General features: G+C 63.7%; 15 protein-coding genes and 1 other RNA gene. 12 read left to right on the forward strand and 4 right to left on the reverse strand.

Features of this window, described 5'->3' with window-relative positions; all coding sequences use genetic code 11:
• Nucleotides 1–27 precede the first annotated feature (27 nt).
• The 7 genes from ACDH77_RS05690 (at nt 28) to ACDH77_RS05720 (ending at nt 12,681) form a co-directional block, all read left to right on the forward strand.
• Complete coding sequence (locus ACDH77_RS05690; protein WP_218489169.1) at nt 28–3,276, forward strand: error-prone DNA polymerase; 3,249 nt, start codon at nt 28–30, stop codon at nt 3,274–3,276.
• Nucleotides 3,277–3,708: 432 nt separating this feature from the next.
• Entirely contained in the window at nt 3,709–5,301 is a 1,593-nt protein-coding gene (locus tag ACDH77_RS05695; RefSeq protein ID WP_218489182.1) for a S9 family peptidase, read from the forward strand.
• A 209-nt stretch (nt 5,302–5,510) separates the two neighbouring features.
• Complete coding sequence (locus ACDH77_RS05700) at nt 5,511–6,329, forward strand: HDOD domain-containing protein (protein ID WP_014089602.1); 819 nt, start codon at nt 5,511–5,513, stop codon at nt 6,327–6,329.
• A gap of 431 nt (nt 6,330–6,760) precedes the next feature.
• Complete coding sequence (locus ACDH77_RS05705) at nt 6,761–8,731, forward strand: OPT family oligopeptide transporter (protein WP_011346708.1); 1,971 nt, start codon at nt 6,761–6,763, stop codon at nt 8,729–8,731.
• Nucleotides 8,732–9,434: 703 nt separating this feature from the next.
• Nucleotides 9,435–10,271 (forward strand): transporter, encoded by an 837-nt coding sequence (locus ACDH77_RS05710; protein ID WP_031421542.1) that lies wholly within the window; start codon nt 9,435–9,437, stop codon nt 10,269–10,271.
• A gap of 61 nt (nt 10,272–10,332) precedes the next feature.
• A non-coding RNA gene (locus tag ACDH77_RS05715) (sX9 sRNA) lies at nt 10,333–10,407 on the forward strand.
• 153 nt (nt 10,408–10,560) lie between these two features.
• On the forward strand, nt 10,561–12,681 hold the full coding sequence (locus ACDH77_RS05720) for an alpha/beta hydrolase family protein (RefSeq protein WP_014089605.1): 2,121 nt from the start codon (nt 10,561–10,563) through the stop codon (nt 12,679–12,681).
• A 226-nt stretch (nt 12,682–12,907) separates the two neighbouring features.
• Here the strand turns inward: ACDH77_RS05720 and ACDH77_RS05725 are convergent, their stop codons facing one another.
• Nucleotides 12,908–13,333, reverse strand: a complete 426-nt coding sequence (locus ACDH77_RS05725) for a hypothetical protein (RefSeq protein WP_370486015.1) — start codon at nt 13,331–13,333, stop codon at nt 12,908–12,910.
• On the opposite strand from ACDH77_RS05725, the gene ACDH77_RS05730 reads away from it, so the two are divergent.
• The 5 genes from ACDH77_RS05730 to xopP (ACDH77_RS05750) all read left to right on the forward strand — a co-directional run bounded on the left by ACDH77_RS05730 (nt 13,308) and on the right by xopP (ACDH77_RS05750) (nt 20,020).
• Nucleotides 13,308–13,568, forward strand: a complete 261-nt coding sequence (locus tag ACDH77_RS05730; RefSeq protein ID WP_372353924.1) for a hypothetical protein — start codon at nt 13,308–13,310, stop codon at nt 13,566–13,568. The two genes, ACDH77_RS05725 and ACDH77_RS05730, sit on opposite strands and share 26 nt — an antisense overlap.
• Nucleotides 13,569–13,617: 49 nt before the next feature.
• Nucleotides 13,618–14,076: a hypothetical protein gene (locus ACDH77_RS05735; RefSeq protein WP_218489168.1), complete on the forward strand. Its 459-nt coding sequence runs from the start codon at nt 13,618–13,620 to the stop codon at nt 14,074–14,076.
• Nucleotides 14,077–14,207: 131 nt separating this feature from the next.
• Nucleotides 14,208–14,933 (forward strand): AraC family transcriptional regulator, encoded by a 726-nt coding sequence (locus tag ACDH77_RS05740; RefSeq protein WP_008578160.1) that lies wholly within the window; start codon nt 14,208–14,210, stop codon nt 14,931–14,933.
• A 675-nt stretch (nt 14,934–15,608) separates the two neighbouring features.
• Nucleotides 15,609–17,753 (forward strand): type III secretion system effector XopP, encoded by a 2,145-nt coding sequence (gene xopP / locus ACDH77_RS05745; protein WP_218489167.1) that lies wholly within the window; start codon nt 15,609–15,611, stop codon nt 17,751–17,753.
• Nucleotides 17,754–17,869: 116 nt separating this feature from the next.
• The gene (gene xopP / locus ACDH77_RS05750; RefSeq protein WP_372353762.1) at nt 17,870–20,020 is read left to right on the forward strand and encodes a type III secretion system effector XopP; all 2,151 of its coding nucleotides are present in this window, start codon (nt 17,870–17,872) and stop codon (nt 20,018–20,020) included.
• Between the two features lie 322 nt (nt 20,021–20,342).
• Here xopP (ACDH77_RS05750) and ACDH77_RS05755 read toward each other — a convergent pair whose 3' ends face one another.
• The 3 genes from ACDH77_RS05755 to ACDH77_RS05765 form a co-directional block, all read right to left on the reverse strand.
• Entirely contained in the window at nt 20,343–21,578 is a 1,236-nt protein-coding gene (locus ACDH77_RS05755; protein ID WP_031421550.1) for a hypothetical protein, read from the reverse strand.
• Nucleotides 21,579–22,378: 800 nt separating this feature from the next.
• Nucleotides 22,379–24,487, reverse strand: coding sequence for a catalase (locus tag ACDH77_RS05760; protein WP_008576589.1), 2,109 nt, complete (start codon nt 24,485–24,487; stop codon nt 22,379–22,381).
• 207 nt (nt 24,488–24,694) lie between these two features.
• Complete coding sequence (locus tag ACDH77_RS05765; RefSeq protein WP_011346718.1) at nt 24,695–25,549, reverse strand: aldo/keto reductase; 855 nt, start codon at nt 25,547–25,549, stop codon at nt 24,695–24,697.
• Between the last annotated feature and the right edge of the window lie 44 nt (nt 25,550–25,593).

The raw sequence follows: 25,593 nt of genomic DNA on the forward strand, positions 1-25,593 counted from the left end.
GCAGCGCGCTGTTGAAGGCAGCCGTCCATGAGCTGGGATGACGCCATCGATGGCGTAGACCGCGACACGCCCGGCGGGCGCATGCCGCGCGCCTGGAATGTGGCCGCACGGTTGCGCGCGGCCAACGACGACATCAGCCATGCGCACGTTGCCGATGGCTTGCCCGCCTATGCCGAGCTGCACTGCCTGTCGGACTTCTCGTTCCTGCGTGGCGCCTCCAGCGCCGAACAGCTGTTCGTGCGCGCACAACACTGCGGCTACAGCGCCTTGGCCATCACCGACGAATGCTCGCTGGCCGGCATCGTGCGTGGCCTGGAAGCGTCGCGCGCCACCGGGGTGCGGTTGATCGTCGGTAGCGAATTCGCCCTGGTCGATGGCACCCGCTTCGTGCTGCTGGTGGAAAACGCGCACGGTTACCCGCAGCTGTGCGGGTTGATCACCACCGCGCGGCGCGCGGCCAGCAAGGGCGCTTATCGCTTGGGGCGGGCCGAGGTGCAAGCGCAGTTTCGCGATGTGGCGCCGGGCGTGTTTGCACTGTGGCTACCCGGCGCGCAGCCGCAGGCAGAGCAGGGTGCCTGGTTGCAACAAGTCTTCGGCGAGCGGGCGTTTCTGGCAGTGGAATTGCATCGCGAACAGGACGATGTCGCACGCCTGCAGGTCCTGCAAGCGCTGGCGCAGCAGTTGGGCATGACCGCGTTGGCCAGCGGCGATGTACATATGGCGCAGCGTCGCGAGCGCATCGTGCAAGACACCTTGACCGCCATCCGCCACACGCTGCCGCTGGCCGAATGCGGCGCACACCTGTTCCGCAATGGCGAGCGCCATCTGCGCACCCGGCGCGCGTTGGGCAATATCTACCCGGATGGGTTGTTGCAGGCCACGGTGGAGCTGGCGCAACGCTGCACCTTCGACATTTCCAAGCTCCAATACACCTATCCCAGAGAATTGGTGCCGCAGGGGCATACGCCTGCCAGTTATCTGCGTCAGCTCACTGAAGCCGGGATGCGGGAGCGCTGGCCGGATGGGGTGCCGAAGAAAATACGCGACGACATCGAGAACGAATTGGCGTTGATCGCCGAACTGGAATACGAGGCTTTCTTTCTCACGGTACAGGATGTGGTGCGGTTTGCGCGTTCCAAAGACATCCTGTGCCAGGGGCGTGGATCTTCAGCAAATTCGGCAGTCTGCTATGCACTGAGCATCACCTCGGTTGATCCGAGCAAGACGCGATTGTTGATCTCGCGCTTCTTGTCCAAGGCGCGTAACGAGCCGCCGGACATCGACGTGGATTTCGAGCACGAACGCCGCGAGGAGGTGTTGCAATACGTCTACGCCAAATACGGGCGCGAACGCGCAGCGCTGGCGGCGACGGTGATCTGCTATCGCGGCAAGAGCGCGGTGCGCGACGTGGCCAAGGCCTTCGGTCTGCCACCGGACCAGATTGCCTTGCTGGCCAATTGCTATGGCTGGGGCAATGGCGAAACACCGATGGAACAGCGCATCGAAGAAGCCGGCTTCGATCTGGCCAACCCGCTGATCAACAAGATCCTGCTCGTGACAGACCACCTGCGCGATCACCCACGGCATCTGTCGCAGCACGTGGGCGGATTCGTCATCTCCGACGAGCCGTTGTCGTTGCTGGTACCGGTGGAAAATGCCGCGATGGCCGACCGCACCATCATCCAGTGGGACAAGGACGATCTGGAAACCATGAAGCTGCTCAAGGTCGATTGCCTGGCCCTGGGCATGCTGACCTGCATTCGCAAGACGCTGGACCTGGTGCGTGGCCACCGTCATCGCGACTACACGTTGGCGACCTTGCCGGATGAGGATGCGGCGACCTACAAGATGATCCAGCGCGCCGATACGGTCGGCGTGTTCCAGATCGAGTCGCGTGCGCAGATGGCCATGCTGCCAAGGCTCAAACCGGCAGAGTTCTACGACCTGGTCATCGAAGTGGCGATCGTGCGCCCTGGCCCGATCCAGGGCGACATGGTGCATCCGTACCTGCAACGTCGCAAGGACAAGAGCCTGATCAACTATCCCTCCGAAGGCGTAGAGCAAATTCTCGGGCCGACATTGGGGATTCCGCTGTTCCAGGAGCAGGTCATGGAGTTGGTGATCCACGCCGGCTACGACCCTGACGAGGCCGACAAGCTACGCCGTTCGATGGCGGCCTGGCGCCGCGGTGGCGACATGGAATCGCATCGCGTGCGCATTCGCGCATTGATGGAAGGCAAAGGCTACGCCTCCAGCTTCATCGACCAGATTTTCGAACAGATCAAGGGTTTCGGTTCCTACGGTTTTCCGCAGAGCCATGCCGCCTCGTTTGCCAAGCTCGTCTACGCCAGCTGCTGGCTCAAACGCCACGAGCCGGCCGCCTTCGCCTGCGGGCTGCTCAACGCGCAGCCGATGGGTTTCTATTCGGCCAGCCAGATCGTGCAGGATGCGCGCCGCGGCAGCCCCGAGCGCGAGCGTGTGGAGGTGCTGCCGGTGGATGTATTGCACAGCGACTGGGACAACACCCTGGTCGGCGGCCGGCCGTGGCGCAGCGCTGCCGATCCCGGCGAACAACCGGCGATCCGGCTGGGCATGCGGCAGGTCGCCGGACTGTCGCAAGTGGTGGCGCAGCGCATCGTTGCCGCACGCACGCAGCGGGCGTTCGCCGATATCGGCGATCTGTGCCTGCGCGCCGCACTCGACGAAAAAGCACGCCTGGCATTGGCAGAAGCCGGCGCTCTGCACGGCATGGTGGGCAACCGCAACGCCGCGCGCTGGGCAATGGCCGGCGTGGAGGCGCGCCGCCCCCTGTTGCCGGGCAGCCCGGAGGAGCGCCCGGTGGCGTTCGAGGCGCCGCGCGCCGGCGAAGAAATCCTTGCCGATTACCGCTCGGTCGGCCTGAGTCTGCGCCAGCACCCGATGGCGCTGCTGCGCCCGCAGATGCGCCAGCGGCGCATCCTGGGCCTGCGCGAATTGCAGGGCCGCCGCCATGGCAGCGGCGTGCATGTGGCCGGCCTGGTTACCCAGCGCCAGCGCCCGGCCACCGCCAAGGGCACCATCTTCGTCACCCTGGAAGACGAGCAGGGCATGATCAACGTCATCGTCTGGTCGCACCTTGCGCTGCGTCGCCGCCGTGCGCTACTGGAATCGCGCCTGCTCGCCGTGCGCGGTCGCTGGGAACGCGTGGACGGCGTAGAGCATCTCATCGCCGGCGACCTGTACGACCTCAGCAACCTGCTCGGCGACATGCAGCTGCCCTCGCGCGATTTCCATTGACGCTTTTTAGGTGCATGGATTGCTGCTAGATTTCGCCATCGGTTTGCCTACAACACGGAGTCGTACATGCGGAAATGGATCATTCCTGCGGCCTTGGTGCTGCTGATGGCGGCCGGCACTGCCACGGCCCAGGTGGATGTCGGCGCCTATATCAAGAAGGACAAGTTCGCCGACATCAAGCTATCGCCCAGCGGCGCGTATTTCGCCGCGACCGTGCCGATGGAAGACAAGACCGCCCTTGCGATCATGCGGCGTTCGGACAACAGCATCGGCGCCACCTTCGTGCTGGAAAAAAACACCTACGTGAGCGATTTCGCCTGGGTCAGCGACACCCGCGTGTTGATCTCCATTGCACAGAAGTACGGCTTGCTCGACAAGCCGCTGCCGACCGGCGAGCTGTATGCCATCAATGCCGATGGCATCGGAGCCGAGTTGCTGGTGGGTTACCGCGCACGCGGCACCGGCCTTGGCACCAACATCAAGGTCAAGAAGACCGAAGCGGTGGCCGCATTCCTGACCGATCCCTTGCCCGACGACGACCGCAGCGTGATCGTGGCGATCTGGCCGATGTCGGGGCAGGATCCTTATACGCGCGCAGAAAAGCTCGACGTCACCACCGGCCGCCGCCTCCCGCTGGCGCGTGCGCCGATTCAGCGCGCCAGCTTCACCACCGACCATCATGGGCAGGTGCGCTTTGCGCAGGGGGCGGGCTCGGACAACGTCAGCAAGCTGTATTACCGCAAGGGCGCGGGCGACGAATGGGCGCTGATCAATGACGAGCAGGTCAGTGGCCATGTCGAAACACCGCTGGGTTTTTCGCAAGACGAGCGCATTGCGTACTTGCGCGTGCAAAGTGCCGACGGCCCCGATGCGATCGTCGGCTGGGACATCCAGGCCAATCGCCGTGAGCAGGTATTGCGCGACGCGGTGGCCGACCCACTGGAGATCATCTACCGCAACGGCACCACCATCCCGGTCGGCGCCATTTTCATGGCCGACCGTCCCCGCACCCGCTTTTTCGACGAGCATGGGGCACAGGCGCGGATGTATCACAGCCTGGAGGCGGCCTTTGCCGGCAATGCGGTGCGCGTGACCTCCAGCACCAAAGACGGTCGCTACGTGATGCTTGAAGCCTATTCGGGCAGCAACCCTGGCGATTTCTACGTGTTCGATACGCAACAGAACAAAGCCCAGCATGTGATCAGTCGGCGCGACTGGTTCGACCCCGAGCGCACGGCCACCGTGCAGCCGATTGCACTGCAGGCACGTGACGGGGTGCCACTGCATGGGTATCTCACGCTGCCGCGCAGCGGGGGCGACAAACATCTGCCAATGGTGGTGATGCCCCATGGCGGTCCCTTCGAGATCTTCGACAGCTGGCAGTTCGACGACGATGCGCAACTGCTGGCGCAAGCGGGTTATGCGGTGCTGCAGATCAATTTCCGCGGCTCTGGCAATTATGGGCGCCACTTCCAGCACGCCGGCGCGCGTCAGTGGGGCGGCACCATGCAGGACGATGTGACCGATGCAACGCGTTGGGCGATTGACCAGGGGTATGCGGACGCACGCAAGATCTGCATCTTTGGCGCCAGTTACGGTGCGTACGCAGCCCTGATGGGTGCGGCCAAGGAATCGGGCCTGTATGCGTGCGCGGCCGGGTATGTGGGCGTCTACGACTTGCCGATGATGTTCACCAGCGGCGATATCCAGAAGCGCGGTTCCGGCGAGAACTATCTCAAGCAATGGTTGGGCGATCCGGCCACCCTGGCCGCGCGTTCGCCGGTCAGTCTGGCCAGGCAGATCAAGGTGCCGGTGTTTCTGGCTGCAGGGGGCGAAGACGAGCGCGCGCCCATCCAGCACAGCAAGCGAATGGAAGCAGCGTTGCGCCAGGCCGGCACCCAAGTGGAAACGCTGTACTTCGACACAGAAGGCCACGGCTTCTACACCGAGCCCCATCGACGCGCGTTCTACACCCAGCTGTTGGCGTTTTTATCCAAATCGCTGGGTGGCGCCAAGGCCGACTGAGGGTCACCGAGACGGTCGCCTCGTCGAACTGTCCAGTTCGCTTGCCTCTCCTGTCAGTTGGGCCACGCGGTGAGGCAGTGCGCTGTACAGACCCAGCCAGAAGCCTGAGTGAATCATCCTGCCGTCGGTCATTGGCAGTGAACCGGTCCGTGCTACACCATGCAGGTCCGCGCAGCCGCGCTGGCTTGTCTTTCACCCACGAGGCGATCATGAAGTTGGAGGCGTTGTTCGACCAGTTGCACACCTTGCCCACCGTGCCCAAGGTGGCGCAAGACCTGATCCGTCAATTCGACGATCCGCAGACCGATATCGATACGCTGGCGCATAGTATCGAGCGCGATCCGGTGATTGCCGCCAAAGTGTTGCGGCTGGCCAATTCGGCGCGCTTCCATGGCCTGCGCGATTCCACCAGCGTGGAAGACGCGGCCATGCGGCTGGGCTTCAATACCCTGCGCACCCTGGTGCTGGCGTCGGCGATGACGGGCGCGTTCCGGGCTGGCCCGGGCTTCGACCTCAAGGCCTTCTGGCGGCACAGCTTCGAAGTGGCCGGCATCTGCCGCCTGCTGGCGCGCCAGCAGGGGTTGGACCCGGAGACGGCCTTCACCTGCGGGATGATGCACAACATCGGCGAGCTCTTGATCCAGTCCGGTGCGCCGGAATACGCCAGCCGCATCAATCACGAAACCTCCTCTGCCGGTCATGCGGCCGAAGAAACCCTGCAACTGGGCTTCGGCTACCCGGAAGTTGGGGCCGAGCTGGCACGGCGCTGGCAACTGCCCGTGGTGATCCAGCAAGCCATCGCGTACCAGGTCCGGCCCGCCGCGGCCCCGGACGGGGCACGCATGCCATTGCTGGTGGCCCAGGCGGTACTGGTCTGCGATGCGCTGCATGCACATGGCGGCGCCACCGCGGCGGCATTGGAAGCGATACGCAGCCCGCTGATGGACGGCGTGGATCTGGACGCGTTGTTCGCCGCGCTGCCGGAGGTCATCGAGGCCGATCGCGCCTTTGCCGAGTTGCTGCACTAACCCTCGGCAGGATGCGCTGCTACGTCATTCCCGGCGTAGCGGCGCACGCGCACTCTTCTGCGCCTGGCGTCGCACGCGCGGTGTCGGGCTGTTGCCGTGCAGTGATCGCCGCGCCGGGCGCAGATCCCGGCAGGCGCGTTAGCGCAATAACATCCACCCGGCAGCAGCTGACGCCAGTTGCACGGCGCGGCGCACCTGTATCGACGCTGGGGGTGAGCGTGGTTCGAAACGTGCCCGCGTCCTCAACAGCCAACGCGCCGGATACCGCTGCGATCGGACAGATTGCAACCCAGCCGGCAGCGCGTGCGTCGGGTTGCCCCTGCGACGTCCACCCGCCATCGCACGCACACTGTCACGCCGCGCCGCAGCTGGACTCGCGTGGACGCAGGCGCTAGCGTGGTGCGGATTTTTTGCCTACAGGGGAATGCCCAATGAGCCACGACGCGCAGCCGCGCCAGCTCACCTTCCGTGCCGTCGCGCTGGCCATCGTGCTGGCGGTCGTGCTTTCGGCCGCCAATGCCTACCTCGGCCTGTTCGCCGGCCTGACCATCGCCACCGCCATCCCGGCGGCCGTCGTGTCGATGGGTGTGCTGCGCCTGCTGGGCGGTGGCACCATTCTGGAGAACAACATCGTCCAGACCGGTGCGTCGGCCGGCTCGTCGATCGCGGCCGGGGTGATCTTCACCATCCCCGCGCTGGTGATCATGGGCTACTGGCCGGACTTCAAGTACTGGTGGGTGCTCGGCATCGCCGGCATGGGCGGCCTGCTTGGCGTGTTGTTCTCGGTGCCGTTGCGTCGCTCGATGATCGTTGAAGACCCGCTGCCGTTCCCCGAAGGCAAGGCGGCGGCCGAAGTGCTCAAGGCCGGCGAAAATCCCGGGCCGGGCCTGAAGATCCTGGCCATCTCCGGCGCCATCGGTGCGCTGGTCAAGCTGGCTGCGGCCAGCGGCCTGCGCGTGATTCCCGACACCTGGGCGCAGGCCACCTACCTGGGCAGCAGCCGGCTGGTGGGCTATATCGGCACCAACCTGTCGCCGGCGCTGCTGGGCGTGGGCTACATCGTCGGGTTGAACGTGGGCATCGTGGTGCTGTCCGGCTCGATCCTGTCCTGGCACATCGCCATCCCGCTGTACCAGCAGTTCTTCATGGGCTCGGACCCGGCCCTGGCGCAGAGCCTGGTCGATGCGTCGGCTGCCGATGCAGCGTTCGGCATCTGGGGCGCGAAGATTCGCTACCTGGGTGTCGGCGCGATGTTGATCGGTGGCGTGTGGACCTTGTTCTCGCTGCGGAAATCGCTGTTTTCCGGCGTCAAGAGCGGCTTTGCCGCTGCGCGCAAGAGTGGCGGCGGCGTGGTTGCAGAGACCGAGCGCGATCTGCCGATGAAGTGGATGCTGGTGGCGCTGGTGCTGTGCACGCTGCCGCTGCTGGGCCTGTATCAGGCCATCGTGCAGCAGTGGCATGTGTCGATCCCGATGACCATCATCATGATCGTGGCCGGCTTCCTGTTCGTGTCCGTTTCGGGCTATCTGGCCGGTTTGATCGGCTCTTCCAACAACCCGGTGTCGGGCATCACCATCTCCACCATCCTGTTCGCCTCGGCGGTGCTGGTGTTGCTGCTCGGCAAGAGCGGCCTGGTGCCGGTGGGTATCGGCGCTGCACCGCTGGGCGCAGTGGCCGCGATCATGATCGGTGCGGTGGTGTGCTGCGCGGCGGCGGTGGGCGGGGACAACCTGCAGGATCTCAAGGCCGGTTATCTGGTCGGTGCCACACCGTGGAAACAGCAGCTGATGCTGGGTATTGGCGCGTTCTCGTGCGCGTTGATCATGGCGCCGGTGCTGAACCTGCTGGCTCAAGCCTACGGCATCGGCCCAGCAACGCCACAGCATCCCAACTCGCTGGGCGCGCCGCAGGCGACGCTGATGGCCTCGGTGGCCAAGGGCCTGTTCGGTGGCCAGCTGCCGTGGAGCATGATCGCGATCGGTGCCGGCGTGGGCGCGGCCATCATCGCGCTGGACGAATGGTTGAAGGCCAACGGCAAGCGCTTCCGTGTACCGGTGCTGGCCGCGGCCATCGGCATCTATCTGCCGCTGGAACTGATGGTGCCGATCTTCCTCGGCGGCCTGATCGCGCATCTGGTGGAGCGCTTCCACAACATCCGTGCCGACGACGAAGACGGCCGTGACCGCGTGCATCGCCCGGGCGTGCTGTTTGCCGCTGGCCTGATCACCGGCGAGGCGTTGATGGGCATCGCCATTGCGGTGCCGATCGTGTTGTCCAGCCGCGCCGACGTGCTGGCATTGCCGGCCGCGCTGCAGCTCAACCAGTGGGTCGGCCTGGCGATTCTGGCCCTGGTCGGCTGGCTGCTGTATCGCGTTGGCAAGCGCGGCGAACAGGCCGCCTGAGTGTGATGCCAGATGGCGCATGCGCCCCGCATGCGCCATCTGCAAGCGGCGCCTGGTGGCGTGCGCAGCTTGATCCAGCACAGCTGTGAGGGAACGGGAAACAGCTGTCTGGGCCGCCGGGCTTTACCTGGCGAAGGCATGCCAGCGCTGCAATGGCGCCAGGTCCTGCGCACGATGGAGCTCGATTCGCCGTTTCGATTGCATCGCTGCCACTGCGTCCTGCACACCGCATGCAACCGTGCAGCACTGCCGCATGCGGGCATCGCGGCCTGCACAGCCACCCGCTAACCCGCCATTCAGATTCAATGTCTTTGCGCCGGCTTTACGCCCTGCGCAACTGCCGTGCATAGCGACTTTATGCCGCTGCTGCTTATCGTGCCGTCTCCCGCACAACGGTGCGCCACGAGTGCTGCATGCTGGACTGATCTGATCCCAACCACCCGGTAGACCGTGGTGCGCTCATGCGCTGTGCATGACGCCGCAACGCCAGGCAAGTGTCTGGCAGTGCAAGCCCGCGCACTTCCCTGCAGTGGGCGTGTGCATCGCATCGCGACCGCACCGACGCCGCCCGAAAAAACCGCAGTTGCGGCACCGTTGACCAAGCGCAGCGCCGCCATACCGCGCGTCGTAACGCACCACCTCCCACTCTTCAACGCGGCACGGTCATGCGATTCGTGCCGCGCTTTGCCCTGGAATCACCGCAATGCCCACCATCACCTCGCGCTCGCCTTCCCGCAAGACACTGCTCGCCGTCATCGTTACGACAGCACTGAGCAGCCTCGCAGTTCAGGCGCAGGCGCAAGACGCCACCGACGCGGCGCTTTGCACCGATCGGCCGACCAAGGCCAATGCCACCTGCACCGTGCCGGCTGGCGAGTGGCAGCTGGAAACCGACATCGGCAATTACACGCGCGACAGCCAGCCCGGCACACGCACAGAGACGGCGTACTTCACCAATCCCACGCTCAAGTACGGCGTCAGCGACCGCATCGATCTGCAACTCAACTGGGCGCCGCAGCTACAGGTCAAGACCACCGACCGCGCCACCGGCGCGCGCAGCAGCCTGAGCGGCGGCGGCGATCTCTATCTGCGCATGAAGGCGCGTGTGTACGAGAGCGACACCGCCAGCGTGGCGCTGCTGCCATTCGTCAAGGCACCCACCGCGCGTACCGGCCTGGGCAACGACACCTGGGAAGGCGGCCTGGCGCTGCCGGTCAACTTCGTGCTGCCCAGCAGCTTCTCGCTGACGTTCGGTCCGGAACTGGATTGGTTGGCCGACAGCGATGGCAGCGGCAAGCATGTGGCCATCGTCAACGTGATCAATCTGGCGCGCCCACTGACACCAAGGTTGTCGATGGCGGTGGAGGTGTGGTCCTCCATCAACCGCGATCCGGCGCAGACCGTGGAGCAGTACTCGGCCGATATCGCGGCGTCGTATCTGCTCAATCCGCTCTTGCAGCTGGACGTAGGCGCCAATTTCGGCCTCAACGACCGCACGCCCGACACCCAGGTCTACGTCGGCTTGTCGCACCGCTTCTAAGAGCAGCGAACAAAACGACTGCGCAGCCGCCAGGCGGGCGCGGCCGGTGCCCGGAATCGGCATGTACCACGCGTACACGCCGGTTTTGAGTGCGCCGTCCGCACCCACCTGACGACTGCTCGCTACGTCGTAAGCCGCTCTAAAGCGCCCAGCCGCCCGTGTCGCGTGCAGGCGGCATGGTCTGCGCATGCGTGCGCGGCGCACCGCGTCGCGCCGCAGGATCTCCTGCCTTTGCGCGTGCGCCGCAGCAACGCCTACCATCGACGTTTTGCCGTTGCCGGAGATCTCGATGAAGCTGCGTCACGCCGTACTGCCCCTGTGTTTGCTGGCTGCCCTGCCAAGCCTTGCCGCTGCGCGCGGTTTCGATGTGCGCGACATGGTGGCGCTGGACCGGGTGTCCTCGCCTACGCTCAGCCCGGATGGCAGCGTGGTGCTGTTCGCCAAGCGCCAGGCCAAGACCGCCAATGGCAAGCCGGCCACCAGCCTGTGGGTGCGCAATCTGCGCACGCGCGATCTGGCGCCGCCCAAGCGGCTCACCCCGGAAGGATGGAACGTCAACAGCCCGGCGTTGTCGCCGGACGGCAAGACGGTGTACTTCCTCAGCAGCAAATCCGGTAGCCAGCAGCTCTACGCGCAGCCGATGGCCGGCGGCACGCCGCAGCAACTCACCGCATTTGCGGTGGACGTGGACAGCTACAAGCTCTCGCCGGACGGCAAGCGCATCGCCTTCAGCGCGGGCGTGTTCCAGGACTGCGGCTCGGACCTGGGCTGCACCAAGAAGAAGCTGGGCGAGCTCAAGAACAACAAGGCCAGCGGCGTGGTGTACGACCAGTTGTTCGTCCGTCATTGGGACACCTGGAACGATGGCCGCCGCAACACCCTGTTCGTGGCCGAGTTGCCTGCGGCCGGTGCCAAGGCAGTGGTCGGGGCATCGGCGATCAGCGCCACGTTGGCCGGCGACGCGCCGTCCAAGCCGTTCGGCGGCAACGACGATTACACCTGGTCGCCCGATGGCGCCAGCGTGGTGGCCAGCGTGCGCATTCCGCAGCCGCATGGCCCGGAGGCGAGCAAGAATGCCAAGGCCAGCGGCAAGCCCACCGGCAACGACGAGCCGTGGCAGACCAACTTCGATCTGTACCGCCTGGATGCGACCGGCAAGTCCGCGCCGGTCAACCTGACCGCGGCCAACCCGGCCTGGGATGCCGGCCCGGTGTTCAGCACCGACGGCAAGACGCTGTACTACCGCGCCATGAAGCGCCCGGGCTTCGAGGCCGACCGCTTCGGCCTGATGGCGATGGATGTGGCCAGCGGCAAGACGCGCGAGATCGCGCCGAAGTGGGACCGCTCGGCGGGCGAGATCGTGTTGAGCGAAGACGGTGCCAGCCTCTACACCAGTGCCGACGAACTCGGCGAGCACCCACTGTTCAAGATCGATATCGCCAGCGGCGAGGCAACCAAGCTGGTGGGCGAGGGCAGCGTGCACGCCCCCACGCTGGCCGGCAATACGCTGGCCTTTACCCGCAACTCGCTCAAGAGCGGTGACCAGATCTTCGTCAGCGACACGCAAGGCCAGGGACTGCGCGCGATCAGCCAGAGCGCGGGCGAATTGTTGCCGGACGTGCAGTTCGGCGACTACGAGCAGTTCCAGTTCAAGGGCTGGAACAACGACACCGTGCACGGCTACGTGGTCAAGCCGTACAACTACCAGCAGGGCAAGACTTACCCGGTGGCGTTCCTGATCCACGGCGGCCCGCAGGGCAGCTTCGGCAATGGCTGGAGCAACCGCTGGAATCCGCAGACCTACGCCGGCCAGGGCTACGCGGTGGTGATGATCGATTTCCACGGCTCCACCGGCTACGGCCAGGAATTCACCGACGCCATCAGCCAGCATTGGGGCGACCGCCCGCTGGAAGATCTGCAAAAAGGCTGGGCCGCCGCGCAGAAGCAATACGGCTTCCTCAACGGCGACAAGGCCTGCGCATTGGGCGCCAGCTACGGCGGCTACATGGTCTATTGGATGGCAGGCAACTGGAATCAACCATGGAAGTGCCTGGTCGACCACGACGGCGTCTTCGACAACCGCACCATGGGCTATGCCACCGAGGAACTATGGTTCAGCGAGTGGGAAAATGGCGGCACGCCGTGGCAGAACCCGGCCGGCTACGAGAAGTTCAACCCGGTGCTGCACGTAGACAAGTGGAAGGTGCCGATGCTGGTGATCCACGGCCAGCAGGATTTCCGCATTCCGGTCGAACAGGGCCTGGCTGCCTTCACCGCGCTGCAGCGCAAGGGCATCGATTCCAAGTTCCTGTATTTCCCGGACGAGAACCACTGGGTACTCAAGCCGGACAACAGCATCCTGTGGCATGACACCGTCAATGGCTGGTTGAAGCAGCATATCGGCCAGTGACGGACGACCGACACGCCGCCAGGCGCGGCGTGTCGGTTGCTTGAGCGAATGCTTTCCCTGGGCGATGGGCGTTGTCGAAGTCAGCGTTTTGGCAACCGCATCCTGCCCGTTGCGCCTGGAGTGCTCGCGCACCGCCAGAGCAAGCAGCGGTTATTCCACCTCGCATCTGCCGCGCGTGCACCGCAGTCTTGCCGGCAGTCCATGCCCACCTGACACCTGCGCAGTGCTAGCCGCGTTTGGCCAGCTGGCCTTCCACGATGTCCAGAATTTCCGACACCGCAATCCCGAACGAGCCGGCACGCCCGGCGTCGAACGCGGCCTTCCACTCGGCATACCCGGGCAGATACGCCTGATTGGGCGTGCTGTCGCCGACATGTTCGGCAGCGCTGCGCTCCAGCGTCTGTGCAATCACCGGAATGTGCGGCAGCGTGTCAAGCGTTCCGTTGGGCATTCCCGCATGACGGACCTGGACGTCGCTGATGGTCACGTGCAGGATCTGGCCTCCCTGCGGATGCGTATCGATCTGGTTGATCAGCAGTAGCGGCGTTTCGGCGGCACTGCGCCCGCGGCAGCGCCATAGCTGGCCGACTGCATAGGTTGAAGACGTCGTGGTTGAAGCGTTGGCAATGGCCATCGGGAACTCCGCGCGCAAACCGCAATCATGCAGCTTGCTTGCGACGATGGCGACCGGATCGGCGGTGGACGCGCTGATACCGATGAGTCTGCCGGCGGCAATTGTCGATCCGGAGCGTCTGGCCGTTCCACTGACATCCCGTGCGCTGGATGAGCACGCTTGGCGTGAACCGGTTGCAGCGCCGCTGTGCAGATCACGGGCCAATGCATCCCAAATGCAATTGCCGCAGCGCATCACAGGCATGTCAAACTAGCGCATCTTCCTCTTCCCAGTTCCCTGCCAGGACCGCAAGGACCGTTTGCATGCGCACGTCGTTCCGCCCCGCATTGTGGGTAATCGCTCTGATCTGCAGTCCCGCCCTGGGCGCCGCGTCGCGGCCTGCCGTTGCGCCCGCGCGCGCCCCGGTGGCGGTTGCGTCTTCCGAGCAAGGCGGCGATACGAGCGTGCCATTGCCGGCCGTGCTGAAATCCGGCATGGGGTATCGCGCGTTTGCGCAGGCGGTGATGGAGCAAGGCTGGCAACTGGTGGATCCCCTTGCGGCCGATAGCTGCATGGCCGCGGGCGACTGCGAGATCGAGTTCATCGCGCCCGGCGGCAGCGCGCGGCTGCGCGTGCAGGTGGGCTCACAGGCCGGTGCGGCGGTGGTGCAGAGCTGGCGTGCGCGACAGGTGCCGCTGGATCGCATCGGTAACCCGACCGCTGCGGCGGGAGATGCCAAGCCTGCACCGGCGGCAGTGGACGCAGGCAGCACCTCGCGCTGAGTCCTCCGGCCGCAGGCCGATCGCGCATGCGGCGTATCATGGCGCGGCAGGGGCGAATCGTTTCGATCGCGCGCCTGGTTTGATGCGCCTTTCCCGGTCTCGAGCACCTTGCCCTGCATGAACCCTCTCGCATGAAGAGCATCGATCCTGCCGATCTTGAAGCGTTGTTCGATGCCGTGCCGGACGTGTTGTTCTTCGTCAAGGATCGCGAGGGCCGCTACACCCACGTCAACCAGACCATGCTGCGGCGGCTGGGGCTGAAATCGCGCAAGGACCTGATCGGCAAGCGTGTTGCCGAGGTCTATCCCAGTGGCCTGGGCGCCAATTACGCCAATCAGGACGAGCAGGTGCTGGCCGGCGAGGTGATCGACAACCTGCTGGAGCTCCACCTGTTCGCTAACCGTGAGCCTGGCTGGTGCCTGACCTGCAAGCGTCCGTTGCTGGTGAATGGCAAGGTGCAGGGCATCATCGGCATCTCGCGCGATCTGGGCCCGCAGGACGGGCACGAATCGCAGTACGAAAAGCTGCGACTTGCGCTGGCGTATCTCAACGCCAATTACGCGCAGAACGTCCGCATGCAGGCGCTGGTGGAGATCACCGGGTTTTCCATGTCCAAGCTGCAGCGCTCGTTCCGCAAGGTATTCCAGCTCACGCCGCAGCAAGTGTTGGCCAAGCTGCGTCTGCAGATGGCGATGCATCTGCTGCACGGAAACAAGAGCCTTACCGAAATCGGCCACGCTTGCGGCTTCAGCGACCAAAGCGCGTTCGCGCGGCAATTCAAGCAAGCGGTGGGCATGACGCCGCGCGAATATCGTGCGTTGGCGAATGCGCAGCAGTTTTCAGCCGAAACAGTGTAGAGGGCGGGGCGATCTCAACGTGCATGCGCAAGACGTGCGTTGAGCCTGAAAATTCTCTCGAACTGCCTGCTGAGGTTTCCGAACTAGGGCTTGCCATGGATAGGCGTCCACCGGATCTGCAACATTGCGTCGTTTCTTGATTCCTGAGCGTTGTGCCGATGATTCAAAGGCATCGGACATGATGACGGGTCTTGAGAGGTGCCCAAGTTATTGGGAGATGCCTTGACCGCCTCGTCTGGTCATTGAACAACTGCATGCGCAGCCGGCTCGTCTTCGTCTCAGTCACCACGCATTCGCGCCGCATGCAAACCGCGCCGCATTCGGTGGTTTACTAAGGCAGCGATGTCACGCACATCGACATGAGCGGGTCGCGCTTCCTGCGTTGAAACGGCAACACGGTTTTCGCTGCACGTCATCGGCAATTGCATGATGAACAATGCCGGGTCGAGCCAGCAGTGAGTGAGGCAGGCGCTGCAGCATGCAACACGATGAGGCAGGCGGTTCGAGCGCCATGGCACGGGTCACGCGGTGACTGCGCCACGCAGTGGCAACACGCATCGCTGCCGGCTCGCAAGGCCTGGCGTACGGCGCCGCCACGTTCCACGCACATTCCGGGACGGGGAAAACTGGGCGCGGTGTGCGAGCAAATCGAATGGCGATATCGGAGGATGCACCGTGCCTAAAATTGAATCGACCAAGCAGGCCCCACCCGATCCCGCGCAATTGATTCAAACTGCACCGACACCATCGGGCTCGGGATCAGCCGCAAGTAGCTCTGCCGCCAGTGCGGCGCCCTCAGCGCAACTCGGCGGACTTTCCATCAGGCCGCGACGGCTGGGCCGAGCCTCCAGAGCCAATCTTCCAGCGGCATCGTCCACCAACGCACAGGACGTCATGGCGGCGCTCTTTGCCGCGGCGCCAGTTCCGCAAGGGCCAGATCCTTTCGAAGTATTGAGCAAGGCCTCATCCAGGCTGAAACGCTTCAACGACCTGGCACAAAAACGTGACGCACCAGCGGATATCAGAGCGCTGGAAGCAAGACTCGAATCCGGAAAGTCTGCGATCGAATCCGCTCGACAAGCCTTGCAGGCGCTGGCCGAGCTGAATATCCAAAAACGCATGCCGGTCGACAACGTCGAAGAACACGAGAATTTCCTGGTGCCGCATTTCGCAGTAGCCGCATCGCTTCACTACGGCGCATGCGAGAAGATGATCGATCAGAAAATGGCCAGCGAATTTGGCCATGTGAATACCCAAAGGGTTGAGATGGTGGTGTTGTCCGCGGACGCCATGCGTCTGCAGCAACCGGGACCATGGCTTGCGTTACGCGGGCATCTTCTGAATGCGCTTGCAGCGATGGAGGAGGTTTGCCAGCGCATCAGGTCGCCGATGACGGGTCAGGGGCCACGCGACTCGCTCAAGGACCATCTCCCGGTCGTCAGGGCGATGATGGGATCGTGCCATGAACGGATGCAGACCGTCCGCGGAATGCTCGTCGAAATACATTCAAGGCGCCTTGCCGATGAGGCCAGCGAGTGCGGCCTGCCCCAGGTGCTTGACGGACTGAGGGAGCTCGAAGAAATCGACAGCCTTCACCATGCTGAGGTGGGCGAAGCACTCAAGCATGTGATCCAGGTCCATGTCGAACGCTTTTCCTCAACCGAGCATTCGCTCACCCCGGAGGGGCTGGCCCGGTGCAAAAAGGTACTCGTCGAATACGCCGAGATACGCGGCCGAGCCGGGATGCAGCTGTGTGTGGATGCCGCCGCGCTCATCGAAGCAGGTGAGCATGCCAGAGATCATCTATGGCCGACGATGCTCGATCTTGCACAGGCACTTGCCGACCAACGTCAGGCAATTGTTGACATGTGTGAGTTCGCCGTCCAGGACAGACAGCTGATTGGCACAGCGGCGGCCTCGCCCGGGCAGGCACCGGCGTCGACAACATCAAGCGTGCCGACAACCACGACGACAGCAGGCAAATCGAGCCGGTCGCGCAAGGCACGCGTGCGCACGCCTGATGCTTCCAGCTCGGCGGCAGCGCCCGCGCGGCGGGTCATGGATGAGCGCAGCGCAGCGCAAAAGCAGGCCGACGAGATACTGAAAGGCACGCGTCTGGAGTCGTTGCCGGTGGCAGAACTCGGCGGCGATTTCATCGCGCTCGCCAAGCGGCTTGGCAAGGACACCACCGACGTAGAGCGGCTGATCGGCGACTCCAGATATGACGCGGCGACGGCCTTCGATTCTGCCAGGATCACCATGCAGGGCTGGTTCGGATCCAGTGAGCGTGTGCTGCAGCTCAAAGGCAAACTCCGTGCAGGAGACGCGCGCATCGACCACCTCAACACGCGGCTGCGTCTTCTCCAGAGGATCGAGCACGACTTCAAACGGCGCGAAGCCGATGCGCTCAAGACCGATCCGCAGCCACGTGCGCCGCATCTGGAGCGCCTGTTGGCGATGAATGGACTGGCACGCGTCACGTCGCCGCGCCGCCTTCGCTCGGAGGACGACATTGGCGACCGTGGCAGCCTATTCGAAGTGCGTATCGAGCACACGCCGCAGTCGAATGGAAACATCCCGCGGCCCTGGTTCGTCCACGTACATGCCAAAAGACCGGTCACCCCCGACGGGCTGCGCGCGCTCGACTATAAGGACTTGGCCGCCGTCCACTTGAAGACGGAGAGAGAAGTCAACCTGGGCGCACGCTGGGAGGAGATGATGCGCGCCCTCGGAAACACCGAGGCCAAGGTGCACCGGGCAACCATCGGCTCCAAGCTGCTTGGCCAGCTTTGGGCGCTTGGCTCTGGTGGACAGCGATAGCCACAACGGTCCAGGTGCCGTCGCATACCCAGACCACCAGGTCTCGGATCTGCGGAGAACAGGCGCATCTGGGCGTCCATGCGTGGCAATAGAATAGCAATGTCGGAGGATGCACCGTGCCGAGAGTTCGAGCGACCAATCAAGCCCCAGTGGATCCCGCGCGGTCCGCTCAACCAGCGGCGCCGCCACAGGATGCATCAACCAACGCGAGCGTGCCTGACGAGGTAGCGGCGCGCTCCACGCAACTCAGCGGGCTTGCCATCAGAACGCCGCGACCGGCCAGAGCTTCCAGGGCCAGTGCGCCTGCATCATCATCCGCTAACGCCAGGGGCGTCCGCGGACCGCTCTTCACCTCGGCGTCTGTCTCAGCAGGACCAGATCAGCTCGAGGTATTGCACACGGCCTCGGCCAGGCTGCAACTGTTCAATCACCTGGTCACAAACGTGGCGCCAAGGGGGGTGGCAGACACAAGATCCCTTGAAGCAAGGCTCAAGTCAGGCGCATCGGCGATCGCATCCGCGCGACAAGGCTTGCAGGCGCTGAGCGAGCTCAAGATCCAACGCCGCATGTCATCCTCCGACATCGAAGCCCATGAGGATCGATTGATTTCGTCTCTCGGGCAAGCCGCAGCGATGAACTATCTGTCATGCGAAAAAATGATCGATCACAAATTGACCCAGGAATTGGGGTCTGTGCTTGCGGAAAGCAGCCAGTTTGCACGGTTTAATGTCCAGGCCATCCGTCTGCAGCAGCCGGAATCATGGCATGCGTTACGCACGCATCTTCTTGATGTCATTGCAGCATTGGAAGAGGTTTTCCGGCGTATCAAGTCGCCGATGACGAATCGGGCGCCACCCGACGTGCTGAAGGCCCAGCTGCCGATCATCAGGATCACGATGGGATCTTGTCACACGCGGATGCAAACCGTTCGTGGAGTGCTGTACGAAATATATTCAAGAAGGCTTTCCGATCAAGCCAGTTGTTGCGGGTTGCGACAGGTGATGGATCGATTGAGCGCGCTCGAAGAAGTAGACAGATGCATGGAAGCCAAGGTCGGACAAGCGTTTACGGAGCTGACCAAGATCCATCTTGAACGCTTTCTATCAACCGAGCACTCGCTGACGCCGCAGATGCTGGCCATGTACAAGCAAGTGCTTATCGAATACGCCGAGCTGCGTGGCCGAGCGGCGACGCAGCTGTGTATGGATGCCGCCGCGCTCATCGAAGCAGGTGAACATGCCAGAGATCATCTATGGCCGACGATGCTCGATCTTGCACAGGCACTTGCCGACCAACGTCAGGCGATTGTTGACATGTGTGAGTTCGCCGTCCAGGACAGACAGCTGATTGGCACAGCAGCGGCCTCGCCCGGGCAAGCACCGGCGTCGACAACATCAAGCGTGCCGACAACCACGACGGCAACAGGTAAATCGAGCCGGTCGCGCAAGGCACGCGTGCGCACGCCTGACGCTTCCAGCTCGGCGGCAGCGCCTGCGCGGCGGGCCATGGATGAGCGCAGCGCAGCGCAAAAGCAGGCCGACGAGATACTGAAAGGCACGCGTCTGGAGTCGTTGCCGGTGGCAGAACTCGGCGGTGATTTCATCGCGCTCGCCAAGCGCCTTGGCAAGGACACCACCGACGTAGAGCGCCTGATCGGCGACTCCAGATATGACGCGGCGACGGCCTTCGATTCTGCCAGGATCACCATGCAGGGCTGGTTCGGATCCAGTGAGCGTGTGCTGCAGCTCAAAGGCAAGCTCGGTGCAGGAGACGCGCGCATCGAACACCTCGACACGCGGCTGCGTCTTCTCCAGAGGATCGAGCACGATTTCAAACGGCGCGAAGCCGATGCGCTCAAGACCGATCCGCAGCCACGTGCGCCGCATCTGGAGCGCCTGTTGGCGATGAATGGACTGGCACGCGTCACGTCGCCGCGCCGCCTTCGCTCGGAGGACGACATTGGCGACCGTGGCAGGCTATTCGAAGTGCGTATCGAGCACACGCCGCAGTCGAATGGAAACATCCCGCGGCCCTGGTTCGTCCACGTACATGCCAAAAGACCGGTCACCCCCGACGCGCTGCGCGCGCTCGACTATAAGGACTTGGCCGCCGTCCACCTGAAGACGGAGAGAGAAGTCAACCTGGGCGCACGCTGGGAAGAGATGATGCGCGCCCTCGGAAATACCGAGGCCAAGGTGCACCGGGCAACCATCGGCTCCAAGCTGCTTGGCCAGCTTTGGGTGGCTGGCGCTGGTGGGGAGCGCTAATCACGACGCGTCGCCTGTCCTCACCAAGGAAGAGATCCTCGAACACACGGCTCAAAGCTCCACGGATCGCTCAACGTGAGTGGCCAGTTGCAGCGGGCCAGGCAGGAACCTGAAAACGGTGAGCATCTGATAGAGGCAATTCGGCGGGCAGGGAGCTCGGTCTTTTTGCCCGCCAACGCCGTGCGGAATGAAGCCGGTGTCGACGCCCGAGCCGCGCACGCGCAGGCATTGGCGCGAGGCCAGGCGTGGTTCGCCTGACCGTCGCCGTGGGCGGTACTGGTATCGCGCACGTGCAGCCCGTGGCGCGTACTGGTCGCAGTCGTCATGTCCGGGATTTTTGAATCACATTGCTGAGGAAGGAGGAATTGCGTGCCAACACCTGATTCACCAGCGCGGCATCCGGCATCCAACCCGCGCCAGACATGTCTTTCAATTGATCGCCCAGCGAGTGCAAGGAGGACGTGACGGAGTCCACATCGAGCGCGGCGTACCACTGCTTGACCATTTCCACTTCAGGCGTGGCTTGCCAGGCAAGCGCCTCGCGTATCGCCTCAATCACCATGGCATGTACGCCATCCAGGCCTTTCGCATAACGGCTGCTCATCACGCTGGCATCAAGCAGCACTTGCAGCGCCCGTGCCGGGTTCTGGACGACGTCTCCCCAACCATACCGAAGCGGCTCTCGTGGATTTGCCGGGGTATCTTTCTCCCGGTCGTAGCGAAAGCCGGTTACGTCAATGCTGACGACCTTGTGGCGTGCATCTTCTCCGGGAATGACCAGCATATTGTCAGGGCCCAGATCAGACGCTTCGCCCAGGGTCAGCCTGGCCAGCAACGAGGCGAACAGCCCGTCCAGACCGCTGTGGCGCAAGGTATCGATCAACGCCTGTTTGCCCGAACGAAGATTGACCGGATCGTTGATCCGCGCAAGCAGCGCGTGGTCTGCGGCGAGTTCATCGGCCTGCGCACCGCTGCCGGCTGCGCTTTTCACACGGGCAGCGGCTTGCTTGGCCTGCGCAAGCGAAACGTCAGGCGGCAGGAACGCCTTGGTCAGGAATGTATCCAGCGGCTCTGCATCATGAATCAGTCGCGAGGCGATGAAGGCGTTGTCGGGCAGTGTCAGCAGCGTTGAGTCCGGAATGTGTTGCCGCGGAAGATGGCGTGCCTGTAGCGCGTTGACCAAATCCTGCGCGGCAGCGACGTTGATGATGTCAAACAAGGCCGGGATGCCAAGCGGATTGCGTAGACGAGGATCTGCAGCAACCAGGCTTTCGTGAATCTCGCAGACATCGTCGATGTCCAACGCATCCGTCTTCGCTTTTTCCGTCAATCTCTTACCTTTTTCGGTATCGAGAAAGGCATGGAAGGCCAGTGTCAGCCATTGCTGCGTGGCCTGCTTGTCCATGCTGCCCTCAAGCAGCCTGGCTGCCGAGCCGACGATGTAGCCCAAGCGCTTGCTGGCCTCCGCGCCTTGCCCCTTCGCGCAACATTTCACTGCCTGACCCAGCAGGCTGCGCGAAATTCCGGTTTTGACAAGATGCTCCTGGCCATCGAGCATCCCGACCATGCCCACATCGCTGCCTCCCAATGTCGCCTTGGAGCGCGAGAAGACAACAGCGCTTTCGGACAGGCTCATCGGGTGGCGATGGCCGCCGATGTCGGCCCTGGTGGCTAGAAACGCGATAGGCCGAATGATCGAGAATAGAGGTCTATCCGGCCGGTTTACGACGGGAGCCGAGGCAGGCGCACCGATGCTCCTGCTGCCCGCGGCGTCCGGCATTACGCAATCGAGCGCGGTGGCTGCGCTGGTCCGCGCCGCGCTGCGGCGGGGCGTTAGTCCAGCCAATCGGGCATCAGTGCGGTGGTGCCGATCGTCGTCGGTCGCCGGGCTGCGTGGTAACGCCGCGTCATCGGCTGCAGGAAGCGGCAAGTTTGCTGTGCCAGAGGTCGGGGTGATCCGAGATTCCATACCGTGCTCCAGTGACTAGCGGCACATTCTGCAATGCGGCCAATCCCAAGCAACGCCAGTTGGCGTAATCGTCATCCGGGAAGCGAATAGCGACCGAGCGTCGTCATCGACCCGACCTACATGACCTTGGACGCGAGCGACAGGTAAACCTCGCTCGCGTCAGGGTGCTCCATCGCGGCCTGGTAACGAACATCGCGCAGTGCGAATGCTGGTAGCGCGATCGAAGCTGTGGCTAACGCGAAACAGCTAGCGCTTGCCGTGGAAATGCGCAGTAACCTGCCGCTACCGCGCAAACGCGCGGGAGCGGCGAAAACCGAGGGTTGGGGGCCGTCAGCGCGGCGAATGTGGCGTGCCTCGGTTTCAAACCCGGGTACCGGGTCTTCCCGCGGTTACGCCAGCATGCGCACCTTCGGCTCGCGTGCCCACTGGCGGGTTTTTGCTGCGGTAATGAATGCCTTGGTATCGGCGGCGGGAACGACGCCCGCATCCTTGCCGACGTTGCCGGCCTTCAACAACACCTGCGCGCCTTCGTCGAATGCGATGGCCTTCAGATGCGCCCAGGCAAAGCTCACAAAATCCAGCGCCGCCGATTCGCGTGTCAGCAGCTTGGCCGCTTCCGAGGACAGCAATACCGCCACCGCGTCGAACACCACCGAAGGCGTCCCAGCCAGCTGCCCATCGGCGGCCAACTGCTTGCCGTCGCTCAGCTTGGCGCCGCCGAGCTTGGGCGCAACGATCTTGACCGTCGCACCCGCAGCTTCGGCCGCCTTGCGTACGGCCTTGATCGCCGCGGCATCGGAGCCGTCGTGAATCAGGATGCCCACCGTGCGCCCTTTCAGGGTGTCCTTCATCTTGCCGATGACCTGCAAGGCAGGCGAGAGCGGCATGTCGATCGGCGCCACTGCAGCCGGCGGTGCTGGCGGCAGGGCGGTCATGCCCATGCCATCGGCCACACGTTGCGCCAGCTCCTGGTCGATGTGGCGCAGATGACCCACGATGGCCTCGCGTACGTGGGCGGTTTCCACCTTCGACAGCTCGAACACCAATGCCGAGGCGATATGCGCCTGTTCCGGTGCGGTCTGGCTGCGGAAGAACAGCCGCGCCTGGCTGTAATGATCGGCAAAGCTTTCTGCACGCACTCGGCCCTTGGTGCCTTCTTCGGCCGCAGTTGCATGGCTGGGGAAGCCACGCAGCGCTTCACGCGGCGCATCGGCCTGCAGCGAACTGGGCTCATAGGCGACGCGGCCCTTGGGTACGTTCATCTGCATGTGACCGTCGCGCTGGTTGTTGGCGAACGGGCACTTGGGTGCGTTGATCGGAATCTGATGGAAGTTCGGCCCGCCCAGGCGGCTCAGCTGCGTATCCAGATACGAGAACAGGCGGCCTTGCAGCAGCGGGTCGTTGCTGAAGTCGATGCCGGGCACGATGTTGGCCGGGCAGTAGGCAACCTGCTCCGTTTCGGCAAAGAAGTTGTCCGGCCAGCGGTCGAGCACCATGCGGCCGACGATTTGCAACGGCACAAGCTCTTCGGGAATGACCTTGGTCGAATCCAGATGATCGAACGGGAACGTTGCTGCCTGGGCTTCGGTGAACAACTGCACGCCGAGTTCCCACTCGGGGAAATCGCCGTTCTGGATTGCTTCGAACAGGTCGCGGCGGTGGAAATCCTGATCGGCGCCGGCGATCTTGACCGCCTCGTCCCAGATCGTCGATTGCAGGCCCAGCTTGGGCCGCCAATGGAACTTGACGAAGGTGCTTTCGCCCTTGTCATTGAGGAATCGGAAACTGTGGATGCCGAAACCCTCGATCATGCGGAGCGAGCGCGGAATGGTGCGGTCGCTCATCGCCCACATCACCATGTGCATCGATTCGGGTGTCAGCGAAATGAAATCCCAGAACGTGTCATGCGCGCTGGCAGCCTGCGGGAAGCCCCGGTCCGGCTCCATCTTCACCGCATGAATCAGGTCCGGGAACTTCATCGCATCCTGGATAAAGAACACCGGGATGTTGTTGCCGACCAGATCCCAGTTGCCTTCCTTGGTGTAGAACTTCACCGCAAACCCGCGCACATCGCGCGGCGTATCCACCGAGCCGGCGCCGCCTGCGACAGTGGAAAAACGGGTGAATAACGGGGTCTTTTCGCCCACCTCGGTAAAGATCTTGGCGGTGGTGTACTGGCTCAACGACTTGGTGAGCTCGAAATAGCCGTGGGCGGCACTGCCGCGCGCATGCACGATGCGCTCGGGAATGCGTTCGTGATCGAAGTGGGTGATCTTTTCGCGCAGGATGAAATCTTCCAGCAACGTCGGGCCGCGCGGGGTGGCGCGGAGCGAATTCTGGTTGTCACCTACCGGAATGCCCTGGTTGGTGGTCAGCTGCGGGTGCGTGCCGCCTGCCTTCTGGTGCAATTCATCGCCAGTACCGCGCGACCCATCGACGGTGGTGTTGGCAGGTGCGAGGGCAGGGACCTGCGCGGATTTGCTGGGGGACTTGGCCATAGGAACTCCACTCTGGCGGGCTTGGGATGCGGGCTGAGCAATGAAGCCTGGGAGTGGCGCTGTTAATTGCATGTGTCTGCTTGCGAACGAAAACTCACATGTGCAGCAAACATTGCGCGACGTCGCAGTTGCATGTTGCAGCGATCACGAGCACGCACACGCGCAGCCGTGCAGATGCGCAGACAAGCGGGCGCGACTATCCATGTTTTACAGCAGATCCAGCGGCTGTTTGCGGGTAGGCGGCGCGAAGGCGCGATCGATCTCGGCAAGATCGTCTGCGTGCAATTGCAGCGTGCAGGCCGCGGCATTGGCACGCACATGCGCCGGCGTTCCGGATTCGGGAATGGCGATGACATTGCCGCTGCGGATCGCCCACGCAAGCGCCACCGCGGTGGCTGCAACGCCACGACGCTCGCCGATGGCGTGCAAGACCGGATGATCCAGCAACGCGCGGCTGCCAAGCGGCGAATAGGCCATCACGGCCACCTCGTGCGCGGCGCACCACGGCAACAGGTCGAATTCGATACCGCGGCTGCCAGCGTGGTACAGCACCTGGTTGACCAGGCAACGCGAGCCGCCATCGATTGCCCAGAGCTCCTCCATGTCATCGACATCGAAGTTGGACACGCCCCAATCGCGGATCTTGCCGGCATCGCGTAGTGCTTCGAATGCATCCACCACTTCGGCCAGATCGCTGCCGCCACGCCAGTGCAGCAAATACAGATCCAAGGTGCGCACCCCCAGCCGTTGCAGGCTGGCTTCGCAGGCGCGTGCGATTCCGCGGGCGCTGGCATTGCCGGGCAACACCTTGGACACCACGTAGGGCGGCTGCGCACGGCCGATGGCCTGGCTGATCAGTTGCTCAGAGCGGCCATTGCCGTACATCTCGGCGGTGTCGATCAGCTGCATCCCCAATTGCTGACCGAGTTGCAGCGCCTGAATTTCCTGCTCGGGCGCATGCCGGCCCTGGCCCAGGTTCCAGGAGCCCAGACCTAACGCGGGCACGCGACGCCCGTTGCGCAGGCGCACCTGTGCGCAGGAAGGGGAAGACGATTCGGACATGATGGGTTCCTGTCGCGTTGGAATGAGGGTGGCGGTCGCATCAC

It is taken from the genome of Xanthomonas axonopodis pv. maculifoliigardeniae (assembly GCF_041519315.1).
In the GTDB taxonomy this organism is placed as follows: Bacteria; Pseudomonadota; Gammaproteobacteria; order Xanthomonadales; family Xanthomonadaceae; genus Xanthomonas; species Xanthomonas euvesicatoria.